This is a genomic window from Streptomyces sp. NBC_00775, from assembly GCF_036347135.1.
Taxonomy (GTDB): Bacteria; Actinomycetota; Actinomycetes; order Streptomycetales; family Streptomycetaceae; genus Streptomyces; species Streptomyces lutosisoli.
In genome coordinates this window covers 6,975,657-6,989,136 of the sequence record NZ_CP108938.1, presented here as the reverse complement: position 1 = coordinate 6,989,136, position 13,480 = coordinate 6,975,657, and the positions used below count along the sequence as shown (strand labels likewise).

The following is a 13,480-nucleotide window of genomic DNA, read 5'->3' as shown; positions in this document are numbered from 1 at the left end:
GCCCGTAGCTGACCGGTTACTGGCTGTCGCCACCGGTCACAGCGACTGAGGTGAGCGAGCCGCTGGTGTGTATTGCTCCTGCCCTCGGCTCGCGTTCACCATCAGCTCTGCTCGATGTGCAGATGGATCGGACCCCGCAGGACCGGGCTGGGGCGGTACGGCGGTGGGTCGGCGACGAGCCGCGGATTGTCGAGGCGACGTACCAGCTCGTTCAGCGCGATCTGGGTTTCCAGCCGGGCCATCGGGCCGCCGAAGCACAGGTGGATGCCGCTGCCGAACCCCAGGTGCTGGTTGTCCTGCCGGTCGGGGTCGAAGCGGTCGGGGTCGTCGAAGCGGTCCGGATCGCGGCTGCCCGAGGCGAGCATGAGCATGATCTGTGAGCCCTTGGGGATGACGGTGTCGCCGACCGTGATGTCGCTGTACGCCGCCCGCCACGGAATCATGTGCACGGGGGGCTCGTAGCGCAGCAGTTCCTCGACCAGCGGCACGACCAGGTCCGGTTCGTCGCGCAGTCGCTGCAGCACCTGCGGGTGGCGCAGCAGCGTCAGCATGCCGTTGGTGATGAGGTTGACGGTGGTCTCGTGGCCGGCGATGAGCAGCAGATTGGCGGTGCTGATGATTTCCTCGTCGGTCATCCGTCCATCGGGTCCGTCATCGGTGGCCAGGCGTGACAGCAGGTCGTCGCCGGGCCGGTCGTGGCGTGGTTCCAGCAGCCCGCCGAGGTACTGGTGCAGGTCCTTGCCGGCCTGCAGGCCGTTGTCCAGCTTCTCCTTCGGGTCGGTCTTGGGGTTGTAGTCGAGCGAGTCGATGATGGCGTTCACCCACACGTGGAACTGTGCTTCGTCCCCGCGTGGCACGCCGAGCAGGTGGCAGATCACGGTGACGGGGAACGGGTAGGCGAAGTCGTCGACGATGTCGATCTGCTGCTTGCCCGCGAAGTCGTCGATCAGGCTACTGACGGTGGCGGTCAGGTCGGGTCGCATGCTGTTCACGAGCCCCGGGGTGTGCGGGGGGCCGAAGTGGCGCATGGCCAGGCGCCGCATGCGGTCGTGCTCGGGCGGGTCGATGTTGATGAAGGACGGCGTGGCGCGCCCCCCGGCCGCGGGCATCGGCCGTGACAGGTTGCGGACGTCGGAGCTCAGGTGCGGGTCGTGCAGTATGCCCATGAGCTCGCGATAGGTACTGATGACGTAGCTGCCGTCCTCCTGCAGGGCCACCGGCGTCTCGCGCAGCTCGGCGTACAGCGGGTACGGGTCGGCCCGGGCGGAGTAGTCGAGGATCCGGTGCAGGGTGTCGGGAGTCTCGGTCGTGGTCATCTCGCTCTACCTCCGACGGTTCTGCCGCACGGATGTGACGCGCCGCTCGCTCGGGTCATGGCCGGTGACGACCACCGTGGCGCCCTGGGCGAGCAGGGTGGGGCCGGGGAAGTCGACGGGCACGGGTTTCGCGTCGGCGGGCTCGTCGGGCGTGGGGCAGGGCGGCGGGAAGGGTGCGGCCGTCTCGATCAACTGCCGGTAGTGGTCCAGCCACTTCGCGTTGTTGAAGCTGACCGCGGCGGTGACGCGGCCTTGGTAGCCGTATGCGGCGACGAAGCGGTGGTCGGGCACAGACCCCTGGGTGACGACGACCTCGTCGGCGAAGGTCGGCACACCGACGGACTTGATGTTGACGCCGAACTGGATCGACCAGAACGTCGGGATGGACAGGTGGGGCCAGCGGTCCGCCTGGGCGCTGACCATGTTGTGGGCCGCGACCTCGGCCTGCTCCACGGCGTTTGCCCAGTGCTCCAGCGAGATGAGCCGGTACTCGTAGATCGGGTTCGGACAGCGTGCCACGTCTCCGGCGACGAAGATGTCGTCGGTGATCAGGCCGTTGAGGTCGAGGGCGCGGCAGCCCGTGTCGCAGGCGATTCCCCATACGCCTGCGGCCAGTCCCGAGTCCCGCAGCCACTCGGTGTTGCGGATGCCGCCGAGCGCCACCACCGCCACGTCGGCGTCGAGGGTGCTGCCGTCGGAGAAGTGAGCGCGCCGAAAGCGCCCCTGCGCGTCGCCCTCCAGCCGGGTGACCTTGACATCGCAGCGCAGGTCGACACCGTGGGCGCGCTGCATGTCCGCCGCGACCTCACCGATCATGGCGCCGAGCGCCCCGACCAGCGGGGCCGGCCCGAGCTCGGCGACGGTCACCGGGATGTCACGTTCGCGGCAGATGGAGGCGATCTCGGAGCCGGTGAAGCCCGCACCGATGACCAGTACGCGGGACGGCCCGGCGGCGACGGCTCTCTGGAGGCCGTCGGCGTCCTCGCGCGTGCGTACGACGAACACTCCGTCCAGGGCCGCCTCGGTCTCGACGAACCAAGGCCGGGCCCGTACCCCGGTGGAGATGAGCACTCGGTCGAAGGGAACCTCGCGGTCGTCGGCGAGATGCACGCGGTTGGTCGCCAGGTCCAGCCCGTCGGCGGGCACGCCCAGCAGCCACTCCGCGTCGATGTCACGACGTCGCGGCAGTGCGGTGTCCCCGGCCGATACCCACCCGGTCAGCACCTGCTTGGACAGCGGGGGCCGGTCGTAGGGCTCGCCCAACTCGTCACCGATCATGGTCAACGACCCGGTGAACCCCTCGCCGCGCAGAGCCTCCGCGGCCCGCAGTCCCGCCAGTGACGCCCCGACGACCACGATGCGGCCATCGCGCTTGAACGCTTGCAGGGTGTCAGCGCTGCTCATGACGGCGACGCCTCCACCGGTACGTCCCGCCCCTCCAACTGGTCGACCAGAATTGCCTGGAGCGGGCAGGCTGCCGCGGCGCGCAACACCTGCTCGCGCTGGACGTCGTCGGGCTTCGGGTTGTACATCAGCGCTTCCTCGCCGTGCATCCGGAAAGCGTCCGGGGCCAGGAACGCGCACTGCGCATACCCTTGGCATCGGGAAAGATCAACGACAACTCTCATCCCGGCCTCCATTCCAGTGAGGCAAGGCCGCGGGCCCTGATCCAGCCCCAACTCCGGCGCGCGCGGCGCGAGACAAGCCTCCGCGAGAAGGGATTCGGCCGTTGCCCACCCCTGCCTATGCGAAGGGGCGCACCGCGCTCGTCAAAGGTCTCCGCAGAAAAATTGGTCATCGCGAATAAGGCGACCGGCGTCCGCAAAACCGCCTGGAGAACCTGACCTTGCTGTCAAAAGCGTATCCCGCGCGCACATCGCCCGCACCCCGGGAAGGGATGTCCTGCCGATGGGTGCGCATCGGTCGGGATCGGGCTGTCTCAAGCGAGCTCGCGCATGACTTGCGGCAGCACTTCGGGGCGAACGGTGCTCAACCTCGTATCAAAAAAAGGGCGTTCTCCGCCTCGGATCACCAGCAAGGCGGTCGGCGCAGCTTCGCCCGGACCGATTACCGCGACCTGCTCGTCTCCGCCCACCAGCAGCTCCGCTCCTCGGTCGTGCTCGTCCGGGACAACTCAAACGTGCCTACTCCGCCGTCACCTTGGCCACCTTGTGGGCCTCAGGAGTGCCGCCCAGCTCCTTGAGCATCTGTGCCACGGCCCCGGTCTCGAAGTCCCAGGTGAGCACGCCGACCGCTGCGTGAGTCGCGGCAGCGGCCTGACGGCTACCCCTGGACGGAAACCCGTCCGGACGGGCCCCCTGCGACCTGCACCTTCACGAGCGGCCCGCGCCCTGTGCGTCCTCAGGCTCTCCGGAGCACCTCCGGAACAGGTATACGCCGATGATCTTCCCCTTGACCGCCACCCGCTGCCCCGAAGTGAGCCACTTGTTCCGGGACTCCTCGCCGAGCTGGACGTAGACGTACTGGGCGGTGTGCAGGGCCCAGCCCACGTCCTCGATCCGCGACAACAGGTCGCTCCTCGGGGCCCGCGGCGCACCGGCAGGCTCGGCCTTGGTCCGCGCCACAGAGGGCACCCCCAGGTCGAGCCCTGTGCCGCTGTAAGGATCCAGGCTTCCGACGCTCCGCTGGTCGACCTCGGCCTCGAACCACCCGTCGCCGCGCGCAAAGGCGTCGCGTGCCGCTTCGACGATCGCTGTCTGCGCGGCCCGCACACGCGCGTCCCAGTCCGGACCGGCTTCGGGTCCCTCCCCCGCCGTCACAAGGCCGTCCTGCCGGCTCTGCCAGCGCTCCTGCATCCCCATGCGTGCCCCCACCCCAGGTGCCCCACCCGCTGATCCACTCACGCCGAGCCTAGGCGCAAGGACCGGGGAGCACCGCCCTTCGCACCGAAGAAACAGGCGCCCTGTCGCGCCGGACAGCCGGACAAAAGCCCCCTTCGGTAGCCGTCCGGTCACTCCTTGTCGGCGTCGGCCGCCACCTCGGCCGCGAGTTCGGCGCCACCTCGTGCGCGGGCGGCCGAGGGAGGACACTCGTACTAGGGGCCGGGGCTCCGGAGGTGATCATGATGACGCAGACACAGGCACGGACCGCGGTCGGATGGCACGTGGAGATGGAGTTCGAGGAGGACGACCACCGCACCCGCGCCGCCGCCCTCCTACGACTCCCCGACGGGAGCGAAGTACGCGCCCACGGGTACGCCAGCCGCCACCCCTCCGACTCGAACCAGCCAAGGGTCGGCGAGGAGGTCGCGGGCGCGAGAGCGCTGAACGAGTTGGCGATGCAGCTGCTGACCAAGGCGCACGACGAGATCGACGAGGCGTCGGGCCGGACGTCACGCCCACTGACCTGACTCGACGGAACAGCGGCCTGAGAACACATACCGAGAACACGGGCCGGCCCGGGGCGTCGGCCACCACTGGGGCGCCGTCCCAGCGGTGGCCGGTGCCCTCCTCACGTACTTGACCTGCCGCCGGCCGGGCGCGCCGGGCGGCACGCTCTCCGACGAATCCCGACGAGTGCAGGAGGGCTCAACCGGCAGGCCCGTCCCGGCACATGACACGCCGGGGAACCAGCGGCGCGACACGCCGGGGAACCAACAAAAAGCCCTCCCATAGGGAGGGTGGGGAATTGCGCCCCCGGCAGGACTCGAACCTGCGGCCAAGCGCTTAGAAGGCGCCTGCTCTATCCACTGAGCTACGGGGGCCGGGTGTGGTGGCCTGTGTCCTGGTGCCCGTGTGTGGGCTGATCCGTGACCTTGCCGGGGACAAGGATAGGGCTCCCGCGTCCCTGTCCCCCGTGCTTCGCCTCCGTGGCTCGATGTGGAGGTTCGGTGAAGCGGTCCTGATAATCGCAGGCGGGTACGAATCGTGCACCGCTTTTGGCGTCTCACGCATCGGGTGTTGTGCACTCGTTATGCCTGCGCCCCAGTCATCCCTTCCGCCCCGTGTGTCCTGTCGGCGCGCAGGCGTACCCATATGCTTCAGAAAGCCACCAAAATTGGGCATTCTTCGCATGTGGTGACCTTGGACGTACGGCCTCAGCTGCTCGACGCACTCTCCGCCCTGCGCGACCGTGTCGCCGCCGCACGCTTCCCGCTGCCCCTGGCGGGGGCTCCACGCGCGCGTGCCAACCGCGACGAACTGCTCGCACAACTCGACGACTATTTGGTGCCCCGGTTGAGGGAACCCGAAGCACCGCTCCTCGCCGTCATCGGGGGGTCCACCGGTGCCGGCAAGTCGACCCTCGTCAACTCCCTTGTGGGACGCCGGGTCAGCGAGGCGGGCGTGCTGCGGCCGACGACCCGTACGCCGGTGCTGGTGTGCCACCCGGAGGACCATCACTGGTTCAGCGGGATGCGGGTGCTGCCCGGCCTCACGCGCGTGTGGGTGCCTCATCAGGAGCCCGGCGACGACCTGCCCGCCCTCGCCGAACGCGGGGAGCGGGTACTGCGCGTCGAGACGGCCGACACGCTCCCCCGCGGCCTCGCCCTCCTCGACGCGCCCGACATCGACTCCCTGGTCGCCGACAACCGCGTACTCGCCGCCGAGCTGATCTGCGCGGCCGACATCTGGGTGATGGTGACCACGGCAGCCCGGTACGCCGACGCCGTGCCGTGGCATCTGCTGCGTACGGCCAAGGAGCACAAGGCGGCCCTGGTCACCGTCCTGGACCGGGTGCCCCACCAGGTGGTGTCCGAGGTCTCGCGGCAGTACGGCGCCCTGCTCGCCAAGGCCGGCCTCGGCGAGGTGCCCCGCTTCACCGTGCCCGAGCTGCCCGAGTCCGCCTGGGGCGGCGGCCTGCTGCCCGCCACAGCCGTCGCGCCCCTGCGTACCTGGCTCACGCACCAGGCGCAGGACCCGGGCGCCCGGCACCAGGCGATGGCCCGCACGGCCTACGGAGTCCTCGACTCGCTGAAGGCGCGGATGCCCGAGCTGGCCAGCGCCGCCGCCGCGCAGCACGCCGCCGCGCTGCGGCTCACCGCCGCCGTCGAAGGGGCGTACGACAGCGAGCACACGCGCGTGAAGGGGCGTCTGCAGGCCGGGGCCGTGCTCTCCGGGGACGCGCTCAAGCGGTGGCGCGCCTATCCCCTCGACTGCGGCGCCGACGAACTGCTCGACGCACTCGTCGAGAGCCTGAGCGCCCTGCTGCTGTGCGCGGTCACCGCGGCCGACGAGCGCGTGGACGAGGCATGGCGGCGGGAACCGGCCGCGGGCGCCACGGCACTGACGGACCGTGACCCGACGCTGGAGAGCGCCGAACACCGCATCGGGATGGCCGTACGGCGCTGGCGACGCGTCCTGGAGGAGCATGCGGAGGACGAAGTGCGCGCCCTCGACAAGAGCGTCGCTCCCGACCCCGAAGTGGTCGCCGCGCTGGTGGCCACCGCCCTCCTGGGCGGCCGCCGGGCGCGGACGGCGGGCGAGGGGCTCGCCGAGCGGATCGGGGCGCACGGTGCGCTGCGGTTGCGCGACCGGGGCGGGCGGCTGCTCACGGACTTCCTCGACAAGGCCCTGAACACGGAGCGCGAACGCCGTCTCGCGCCCCTCGACGCGCTCGACGTCCATCCAGAACCCCAGGCCGAACTCATCGCCGCGCTGTCCGTACTGCAGAAGGAGAGGTGACCGCGGTGACTGCCGTCACTGACCACACGGATCACGCCGACCGTCCCGGAGACGACCACCCCCAAGACGACTCCTCCGACGACGCCTGCTCCGAAGAGGGCACCTTCGAAGAGGAGACCTTCGAAAAGAGCACGTCCGAAGAGGACACTCTCGAAAACCGCCTCCCCGAAGAGGGCACTTTCGAAAGCGGCCCTCCCGAAGAGGCGGCTTCCGAGGACCGGCCCCCGGAGAGCACCGGCGACAGCGAGCCCTCCGAAAAGGGGCTCCCCGAGAACGCCCGCTCCGACGACGGGCACGCGCGCGTGAAGGACGGCGACGACACGTCCGCGGGTACGGACGGCGGACCCGTCTGGGACGACGGGCTCATCGCACGGCGCGTCTCCGAGACGGCCGCCGGGCACGAGACGCCGGTGGTGGAGACCAGGGCAGCCGTCCAGGAACCGCCGGCCCCTCTGGCGTACGACGGACCGCTGCGCTCACGCCTGGACGCGCTCCGCGAGCTGGTGGGCCTCTCCCGCACCCGGCTCGACAGCAGGACGCTCGCCGAGGCGGGCCGGGTCCTCGACGAGGCGGCGGCGCGCCGCAAGCACTCCGGGCAGCACACCGTCGTCGCGATCGCCGGGGCCACGGGAAGCGGTAAGTCGCAGCTCTTCAACGCGCTCGCCGGTGTGGCCATTTCGGAGACCGGTGTCCGCAGGCCGACCACCGCGGCGCCCATCGCGTGCAGTTGGAGCGACGGCGCGGCGACGCTCATCGACCGGCTCGGCATCCCCGGGCGGCTGCGCAGACGCCCCCTGCAGAGCGCGGAGGCGGAGGCGCAGCTGCGCGGCCTCGTCCTGGTCGACCTGCCCGACCACGACTCCGCGGCCGTCCAGCACCGCGAACAGGTGGACCGCGTCCTGGCCCTCGTCGACGCGATCATCTGGGTCGTGGATCCGGAGAAGTACGCCGACGCCATCCTCCATGAGCGCTATCTGCGGCCCATGGCCGGGCACGCGGAGGTCACCTTCGTCGTCCTCAATCAGGTGGACCGGCTGCCCGGGGAGGCTGCCGACCAGGTCCTCGACGATCTGCGGCGGCTGCTCGACGAGGACGGGATCGCGCTCGGCGAGTACGGCGAACCGGGCGCGACCGTGCTCGCGCTGTCCGCGCTCACCGGGGACGGCGTCGGCGAACTGCGCGAGTCGCTCGGCCAGTTCGTGGCCGAGCGCGGTGCCGCGGCGCGCCGGATCTCCGCCGACGTGGACGCGGCCGCCGCACGGCTGCGGCCCCTCTACGCGACCGGACGGCGCGTCGGACTCAGCGAGGAGGCGCGCGACGAGTTCGCGGCCCGGCTCGCGGACGCGGTGGGCGCCGTCGCGGCCGGCGAGGCGTCCGAGCGCGCGTGGCGCCGCAACGCCAACCGCGCGTGCGGGACGCCCTGGCTGCGGCTGTGGCGCTGGTACCAGGACCGCGGCGAACTCCCGACCGGACGCCTGCCCGTCCGGGCCCCCGCGGACGAGGAGGCCACCGCACGCCAGCGCGTCGAGCAGGCCGTACGACTGGTCGCGGACCGGGCGGTGTACGGGCTCCCCGCGCCCTGGGCGCAGGCGGTGCGCGAGGCGGCCGTACGCGGGGCGCAGGGGCTGCCCGAGGCGCTGGACGAGATGGCGGCCCGCGCCGTGACCCCGGTGGGGCGTCCGCCGCGGCCCGGCTGGTGGCCGGTCGCCGTGCTGGCGCAGGCCTCGATGACGATCGTCCAACTCATCGGCGGGCTCTGGCTGCTGGGCCAGATCATCGGGGTCACGGCACCGAATCTCGGGGTGCCGGTGCTGCTGATGGTCGCGGGCATCATCGGCGGTCCGGCCGTCGAGTGGAGCAGCAGGATGGCGGCGCGGGGGCCCGCCCGGCGCTACGGCCTCGAAGCGGAACGGCGGCTGCGCGAGGCCGCCGCCGGGTGCGGGAGGGCACGCGTACTGGATCCCGTGGCCGCGGAGCTGCTCCGGTACCGGGAGGTGCGGGAGCAGTACGGGCGGGTCACGGGGGCGGCGTCGGCACCTGTGGGTTAACCCCGGCGAAGCTGTGCGGCCTCACCCCGTCGGGTGACGGGGTTTTCCACAACCGGCCGGTAGTCCACAGCGCTCAGCGGGCTCGGCCCGACGGAGGCAGTCTGATCTCGCGGCGATCGCAGCGCACGACACAGCGCATGCGGTCGCCGCGACAGACGCATTCGTACGGGAGAGGGGTTCGGGATGAACGAGACGATGGTGTGCGTGGTGGGGAACGTCGCGACGCAGCCTGTGTACCGGGAGCTGTCGACAGGAGCGTCGACGAGGTTCCGGCTGGCCGTGACGTCGCGCTACTGGGATCGCGAGAAGAGCGAGTGGACCGACGGACACACCAACTTCTTCACGGTGTGGGCCAGGAGGGCGCTCGCGACGAACGTGGGGGCGTCCCTGTCGGTGGGGGATCCGGTGGTCGTGCAGGGGCGGCTGAAGGTACGCACGGAGACGCGCGACGGCCAGAGCTGGACCTCGGCGGACGTCGACGCGGCGGCGATCGGACACGACCTCTCGCGCGGCACGTCCGCCTTCCGTCGAGCCGCCAAGGGGGACACGGGATCGGCTCCGGCACCGCAGCCGGAGCCCAGCTGGGAGACGGAGCCAGAGGCTCATACCGAGGCGCCGGGCCAACAGCAGCCCGAGCCGGTGGGAGTGACGTGATGTCAGGGACACGCACGGCCTGACCGAACTGCGGCTTATCGATGAATGCGTTGTGAACGATCCCTGTGTGTTTGTCGATAAGCCCAGCTCACAGCTGTGTGAGCGATAACGATTCCGAGTCGGATCGGTTATCCGATGGAATGACCGGGGAACCTGGTGCGCTGCTTCCTTAGGATGCCGGGCATAGCTCACGTGGCTTCTGATTCTGCTGGCGGGACCGTCCCCCCATGTCAACGGGTCCTGCGCGAAGGGGAATTCTGTGCTTTCTGCGTTCTCTGCGTTGTCCGCGCGCAGCCGAGGGGCCGCCCGCCTCGCTGCCGCGACGTTGGTGTCGGGGCTCGTCGCCGCGGGGGCGATCGCCACCGCCGGTACGGCCGTCGCCGACGAGACCCCGCAGAGCCTGGGCGGTGCGACCGCCACCATAGGTGACCTCAAGACGTACGGGTCCGCGGTCATCCACGAAAACGGCGAGGACAGTTGGGTGTCCGCGGGGCTGTTCGAGATGTCCGTCGACAACGGCGGCATGCTGCAGACCTACTGCATCGACATCCACAACCCGACGCAGCGGGACGCCAAATACCAGGAGACCCCCTGGAGCGGTACGTCGCTGAACGGCAACAAGAACGCGGGCAGGATCCGCTGGATCCTGCGGAACTCCTACCCGCAGGTGAACGACTTGGCGGCGCTCGCCAAGAGGGCCGGCGTCGGCAGCCTCACCGAGAAGGACGCGGCGGCCGGCACTCAGGTGGCCATCTGGCGGTACTCGGACGGCGCCGACGTGGACGCGGTGGACCCGCAGGCGGAGAAGCTCGCGGACTATCTGCAGAAGAGCGCGCGGAGTCTGGCGGAGCCCAAGGCCTCGCTGACCCTCGACCCGGCCGCGGTCTCCGGTCACGCCGGCGAGCGGCTCGGCCCCGTCACGGTGCACACCAACGCGGACAGCGTGACGGTGACGCCGCCCGCGGACTCCGCCGCCAGCGGGGTGAAGATCGTCGACAAGAACGGCAAGGCGATCACCTCCGCCACGGACGGCAGCCGGCTCTACTTCGACGTGCCGAAGGACAGCGCGGACGGTTCGGCCGCGCTGACCGTGCAGGCGTCCACGACCGTGCCGGTCGGCCGCGCCTTCACCTCGGAGACCCACAGCCAGACGCAGATCCTCGCGGGGTCCAGCGAGTCGACGGTCTCCGCCACGGCGATCGCCAACTGGGCGGAGAAGGGCGCGATACCGGCCCTGTCCGCCGAGAAGAACTGCGCCAAGGGCGGAGTCGACATCACGGCGGCCAATGAGGGCGACGAGGCGTTCACCTTCGAGCTGATGGGCGTCGAGCGCACCATCGCGGCGGGCAAGTCCCAGACGGTGACCATCCCGCTGCAGGAGGACCAGGCGTACGACTTCACGATCGACGGTCCGAACGGCTTCGCCGAGCGGTTCAAGGGCGTGCTCGACTGCAAGACCCAGGGCAGCGCGAACGACGTCACGACCCAGACGGTCAGTGAGCCGAGCCCGGCGACGGTGGGCGGCACCTCCGGCGGGGGCACCGACCTCGCCGAGACCGGCGGCTCCAGCGCGACCCCGGTCATCGCGGGCGTAGCCATCGCCCTGGTCGTGATCGGCGGCGCGGCGGTGTTCTTCGTCCGCAGGAAGAGCGCGCCGACGCAGGACTGAGCAACACGGCACCTTGGCAACTCAACAGTGAGTGACCGCACCACGGTGACTCCGTGAGCCCGCGGCCCCGGCCCGCCTCCCAGGCGTTCGGGGCCGCACCCTTGTCCGGATGCCCTTGTCCGGATGCCCTTGTCCGGATGCCCTTGTCGGATGCCCTTGTCGGATGCTCTTGTCCGGACGCCTTGCCCAGATCCCCTTTTCGATCCCGGTGCGCCCGGGAGTGGCTCAGCCGGCGTCGGACGCGCAGTGTTCGAGGAGTTCGGCGATCGGACCGTCGGTCACCCGGTAGCGCACGACCCGCCCGTCCTTGTCACCCTCGACCACCCCGGCGGTGCGGAGCAGACGCAGGGCCTGGGACACGGCGGGGTCGTTCATGCCGGTCGCGACGGCGAGGTCGGAGACCGCGAGGGGGCCCGCCCGGTGGAGGGCCAGAAGCAGGGCGAGACGACGCGGGTCGGCGAGGAGGGAGAAGCGGTCGGCCCAGGTGCGTACATGCCCGGGCTCACCGATGGCGGCGACGGCGTCGCAGACCCGGTGGCCGTCGATGGTCCGGCGGTCGGCCCGCTCGGCGGGGACGAGATGCATGGGGGCCATCTTCGCAGGCGGCCAGGGGACGCACGCCGCCGTCTCCTTCTCCGCTGCCGTCTCCTTCTCCTTGCCCGTCTTCGTGCCCGTCTTCGTGCCCGTCTCCGATTCTGTCTCCCTCTCCGTCTCCGGAACGGCCAGGTCGAGCAGCCGTATGTGATCTTCAATACCTGCGTAGCTGTGCAGCTTTGCAGGAGACCCCGGCCACGCCTACGGTTGGCGGGCCGTGGTGTTCGGGAAGACCGGTGACGGCCCCTCAGGGGCCCAGACCGGAGCGGCCCTCGCCACTGTGATCGGGGAGTTCCCGTCCCGTGCCGCCTTCGGGTGGCGCCACTGGCCGCGAGGCCGGGAAGGCAGGGCCGGGCGCGTGCACCCGTCAGCCAGGAGACCGGCCACGGCATCTCACGAAGTGATCCACGAGGTGCTGGAGCGTGACCGCATGACCCTGCCCACGCAGTCGTCCCCATCCGCCGCCGGCTTCCGCTGGCGGCGCGAGGACACCGTGCGGACCGGTGTACTCCTGGCCGTGATCGCGGCGCTGCACGTCGTCGCGTTCGGCATCCTGTTCCTGCTCGTGGTGCCGGAGCACTACGAGGTCGGCTCCAAGGCGTTCGGCATCGGTCTGGGCGTCACCGCCTACACGCTGGGCATGCGGCATGCCTTCGACGCGGACCACATCGCCGCGATCGACAACACCACGCGCAAACTGATGGCCGACGGCAAGCGGCCGGTGTCGGTGGGTTTCTGGTTCGCGCTCGGGCACTCCAGTGTGGTGGTCATCCTCGCCGCGCTCATCGCCGGAGGCACCCAGCTGGCCGGGCGGATCATGAACGAGGGCTCCAGCACACACCAGGTGCTCGGCATCATGGGTACGACGATCTCCGGGTCGTTCCTCTACCTCATCGCCGCCCTCAACCTGGTCGCGCTCATCGGCATCCTGAGAGTCTTCCGGGCGATGCGGGCCGGTACGTACGACGAGGCCGAGCTCGAACAGCACCTGGATTCCCGGGGGTTCATGAACCGGATCCTCGGCCGCTTCACGAAGTCCATCACGCGGCCCGGGCAGATGTTCCCGCTGGGCTTCCTCTTCGGCCTCGGCTTCGACACCGCCACCGAGGTCACGCTGATGGTGATGGCGGGCAGCGGCGCGGCGGCCGGGCTGCCCTGGTACGCGATCCTGTGCCTGCCGCTGCTGTTCGCGGCGGGAATGAGCCTGTTCGACACGCTGGACGGCACGTTCATGAACTTCGCCTACCAGTGGGCCTTCTCCAACCCGGTGCGCAAGGTCTTCTACAACCTCACCATCACCGGCCTGTCCATCGCGGTGGCCTTCTTCATCGGCACGATCGAGCTGGTGGGCGTGCTGCACGACAAGCTCGACCTCAGCGACGGGGTCACCGGCTGGATCGCGGGGCTCGACCTGGACAACGTCGGCTACATCATCGTCGGCCTGTTCGTGGTCGTCTGGGCCGCGGCCGTGACGTACTGGCGGCTGGCCAAGGTGGAGCAGCGGTGGGCGGTCCGCCCCGCCGACGGGAGTTGAGACCGGCGGGGCGGCAGCCGCGT

Annotated in this window: 12 protein-coding genes, 1 tRNA gene and 1 riboswitch; of the genes, 7 read left to right on the top strand and 6 right to left on the bottom strand. The window is 70.4% G+C overall.

Annotation, left to right across the window (positions count from 1 at the left end; genetic code table 11):
* Positions 1 to 101 precede the first annotated feature (101 nt).
* From OIC96_RS31155 to OIC96_RS31135, 4 genes are all read right to left on the bottom strand, one after another.
* Complete coding sequence (locus tag OIC96_RS31155; RefSeq protein WP_330304670.1) at positions 102 to 1,316, bottom strand: cytochrome P450; 1,215 nt, start codon at positions 1,314 to 1,316, stop codon at positions 102 to 104.
* Between the two features lie 6 nt (positions 1,317 to 1,322).
* The gene (locus tag OIC96_RS31150; protein ID WP_330304671.1) at positions 1,323 to 2,720 is read right to left on the bottom strand and encodes an NAD(P)/FAD-dependent oxidoreductase; all 1,398 of its coding nucleotides are present in this window, start codon (positions 2,718 to 2,720) and stop codon (positions 1,323 to 1,325) included.
* Entirely contained in the window at positions 2,717 to 2,944 is a 228-nt protein-coding gene (locus OIC96_RS31145; RefSeq protein WP_330304672.1) for a ferredoxin, read from the bottom strand. Before OIC96_RS31145 ends, OIC96_RS31150 begins: the two co-directional genes overlap by 4 nt.
* A gap of 705 nt (positions 2,945 to 3,649) precedes the next feature.
* Entirely contained in the window at positions 3,650 to 4,138 is a 489-nt protein-coding gene (locus OIC96_RS31135; protein WP_330304673.1) for a hypothetical protein, read from the bottom strand.
* Between the two features lie 260 nt (positions 4,139 to 4,398).
* On the opposite strand from OIC96_RS31135, the gene OIC96_RS31130 reads away from it, so the two are divergent.
* Entirely contained in the window at positions 4,399 to 4,686 is a 288-nt protein-coding gene (locus OIC96_RS31130; protein WP_330304674.1) for a DUF1876 domain-containing protein, read from the top strand.
* 281 nt (positions 4,687 to 4,967) lie between these two features.
* Here OIC96_RS31130 and OIC96_RS31125 read toward each other — a convergent pair.
* Positions 4,968 to 5,040, bottom strand: a tRNA-Arg gene (locus OIC96_RS31125).
* A 310-nt stretch (positions 5,041 to 5,350) separates the two neighbouring features.
* On the opposite strand from OIC96_RS31125, the gene OIC96_RS31120 reads away from it, so the two are divergent.
* From OIC96_RS31120 to OIC96_RS31105, 4 genes are all read left to right on the top strand, one after another.
* Entirely contained in the window at positions 5,351 to 6,958 is a 1,608-nt protein-coding gene (locus OIC96_RS31120; protein WP_330304675.1) for a dynamin family protein, read from the top strand.
* The gene (locus tag OIC96_RS31115) at positions 6,955 to 9,006 is read left to right on the top strand and encodes a GTPase (protein WP_406501653.1); all 2,052 of its coding nucleotides are present in this window, start codon (positions 6,955 to 6,957) and stop codon (positions 9,004 to 9,006) included. The genes OIC96_RS31120 and OIC96_RS31115 overlap by 4 nt, the downstream gene beginning before the upstream one ends.
* 183 nt (positions 9,007 to 9,189) lie before the next feature.
* Complete coding sequence (locus OIC96_RS31110; protein WP_330304676.1) at positions 9,190 to 9,660, top strand: single-stranded DNA-binding protein; 471 nt, start codon at positions 9,190 to 9,192, stop codon at positions 9,658 to 9,660.
* A gap of 259 nt (positions 9,661 to 9,919) precedes the next feature.
* The gene (locus OIC96_RS31105; RefSeq protein WP_330304677.1) at positions 9,920 to 11,329 is read left to right on the top strand and encodes an LAETG motif-containing sortase-dependent surface protein; all 1,410 of its coding nucleotides are present in this window, start codon (positions 9,920 to 9,922) and stop codon (positions 11,327 to 11,329) included.
* Positions 11,330 to 11,554: 225 nt separating this feature from the next.
* Here the strand turns inward: OIC96_RS31105 and OIC96_RS31100 are convergent, their stop codons facing one another.
* Complete coding sequence (locus OIC96_RS31100; protein WP_330304678.1) at positions 11,555 to 11,914, bottom strand: helix-turn-helix domain-containing protein; 360 nt, start codon at positions 11,912 to 11,914, stop codon at positions 11,555 to 11,557.
* Here OIC96_RS31100 and OIC96_RS31095 point away from each other — a divergent pair.
* Both OIC96_RS31095 and OIC96_RS31090 read left to right on the top strand, forming a co-directional pair.
* Complete coding sequence (locus OIC96_RS31095; RefSeq protein ID WP_330304679.1) at positions 11,913 to 12,074, top strand: hypothetical protein; 162 nt, start codon at positions 11,913 to 11,915, stop codon at positions 12,072 to 12,074. The genes OIC96_RS31100 and OIC96_RS31095 overlap by 2 nt on opposite strands.
* A gap of 50 nt (positions 12,075 to 12,124) precedes the next feature.
* Positions 12,125 to 12,325, top strand: a riboswitch (cobalamin riboswitch).
* Positions 12,326 to 12,353: 28 nt separating this feature from the next.
* A complete protein-coding gene (locus OIC96_RS31090; protein WP_330304680.1) occupies positions 12,354 to 13,457 on the top strand; it encodes a HoxN/HupN/NixA family nickel/cobalt transporter in 1,104 nt (367 codons plus the stop codon).
* The last annotated feature ends 23 nt before the right edge of the window (positions 13,458 to 13,480 follow it).

Excerpts from the sequence above, each read along its gene's own strand:
- OIC96_RS31155 (WP_330304670.1), bottom strand. The coding sequence starts at position 1,316 with ATGACCACGACCGAGACTCCCGACACCCTGCACCGGATCCTCGACTAC.
- OIC96_RS31150 (WP_330304671.1), bottom strand. The coding sequence starts at position 2,720 with ATGAGCAGCGCTGACACCCTGCAAGCGTTCAAGCGCGATGGCCGCATC.
- OIC96_RS31145 (WP_330304672.1), bottom strand. The coding sequence starts at position 2,944 with ATGAGAGTTGTCGTTGATCTTTCCCGATGCCAAGGGTATGCGCAGTGC.
- OIC96_RS31135 (WP_330304673.1), bottom strand. The coding sequence starts at position 4,138 with ATGGGGATGCAGGAGCGCTGGCAGAGCCGGCAGGACGGCCTTGTGACG.
- OIC96_RS31130 (WP_330304674.1), top strand. The coding sequence starts at position 4,399 with ATGATGACGCAGACACAGGCACGGACCGCGGTCGGATGGCACGTGGAG.
- OIC96_RS31110 (WP_330304676.1), top strand. The coding sequence starts at position 9,190 with ATGAACGAGACGATGGTGTGCGTGGTGGGGAACGTCGCGACGCAGCCT.
- OIC96_RS31095 (WP_330304679.1), top strand. The coding sequence starts at position 11,913 with ATGGGGGCCATCTTCGCAGGCGGCCAGGGGACGCACGCCGCCGTCTCC.
- OIC96_RS31100 (WP_330304678.1), bottom strand. The coding sequence starts at position 11,914 with ATGCATCTCGTCCCCGCCGAGCGGGCCGACCGCCGGACCATCGACGGC.
- OIC96_RS31090 (WP_330304680.1), top strand. The coding sequence starts at position 12,354 with ATGACCCTGCCCACGCAGTCGTCCCCATCCGCCGCCGGCTTCCGCTGG.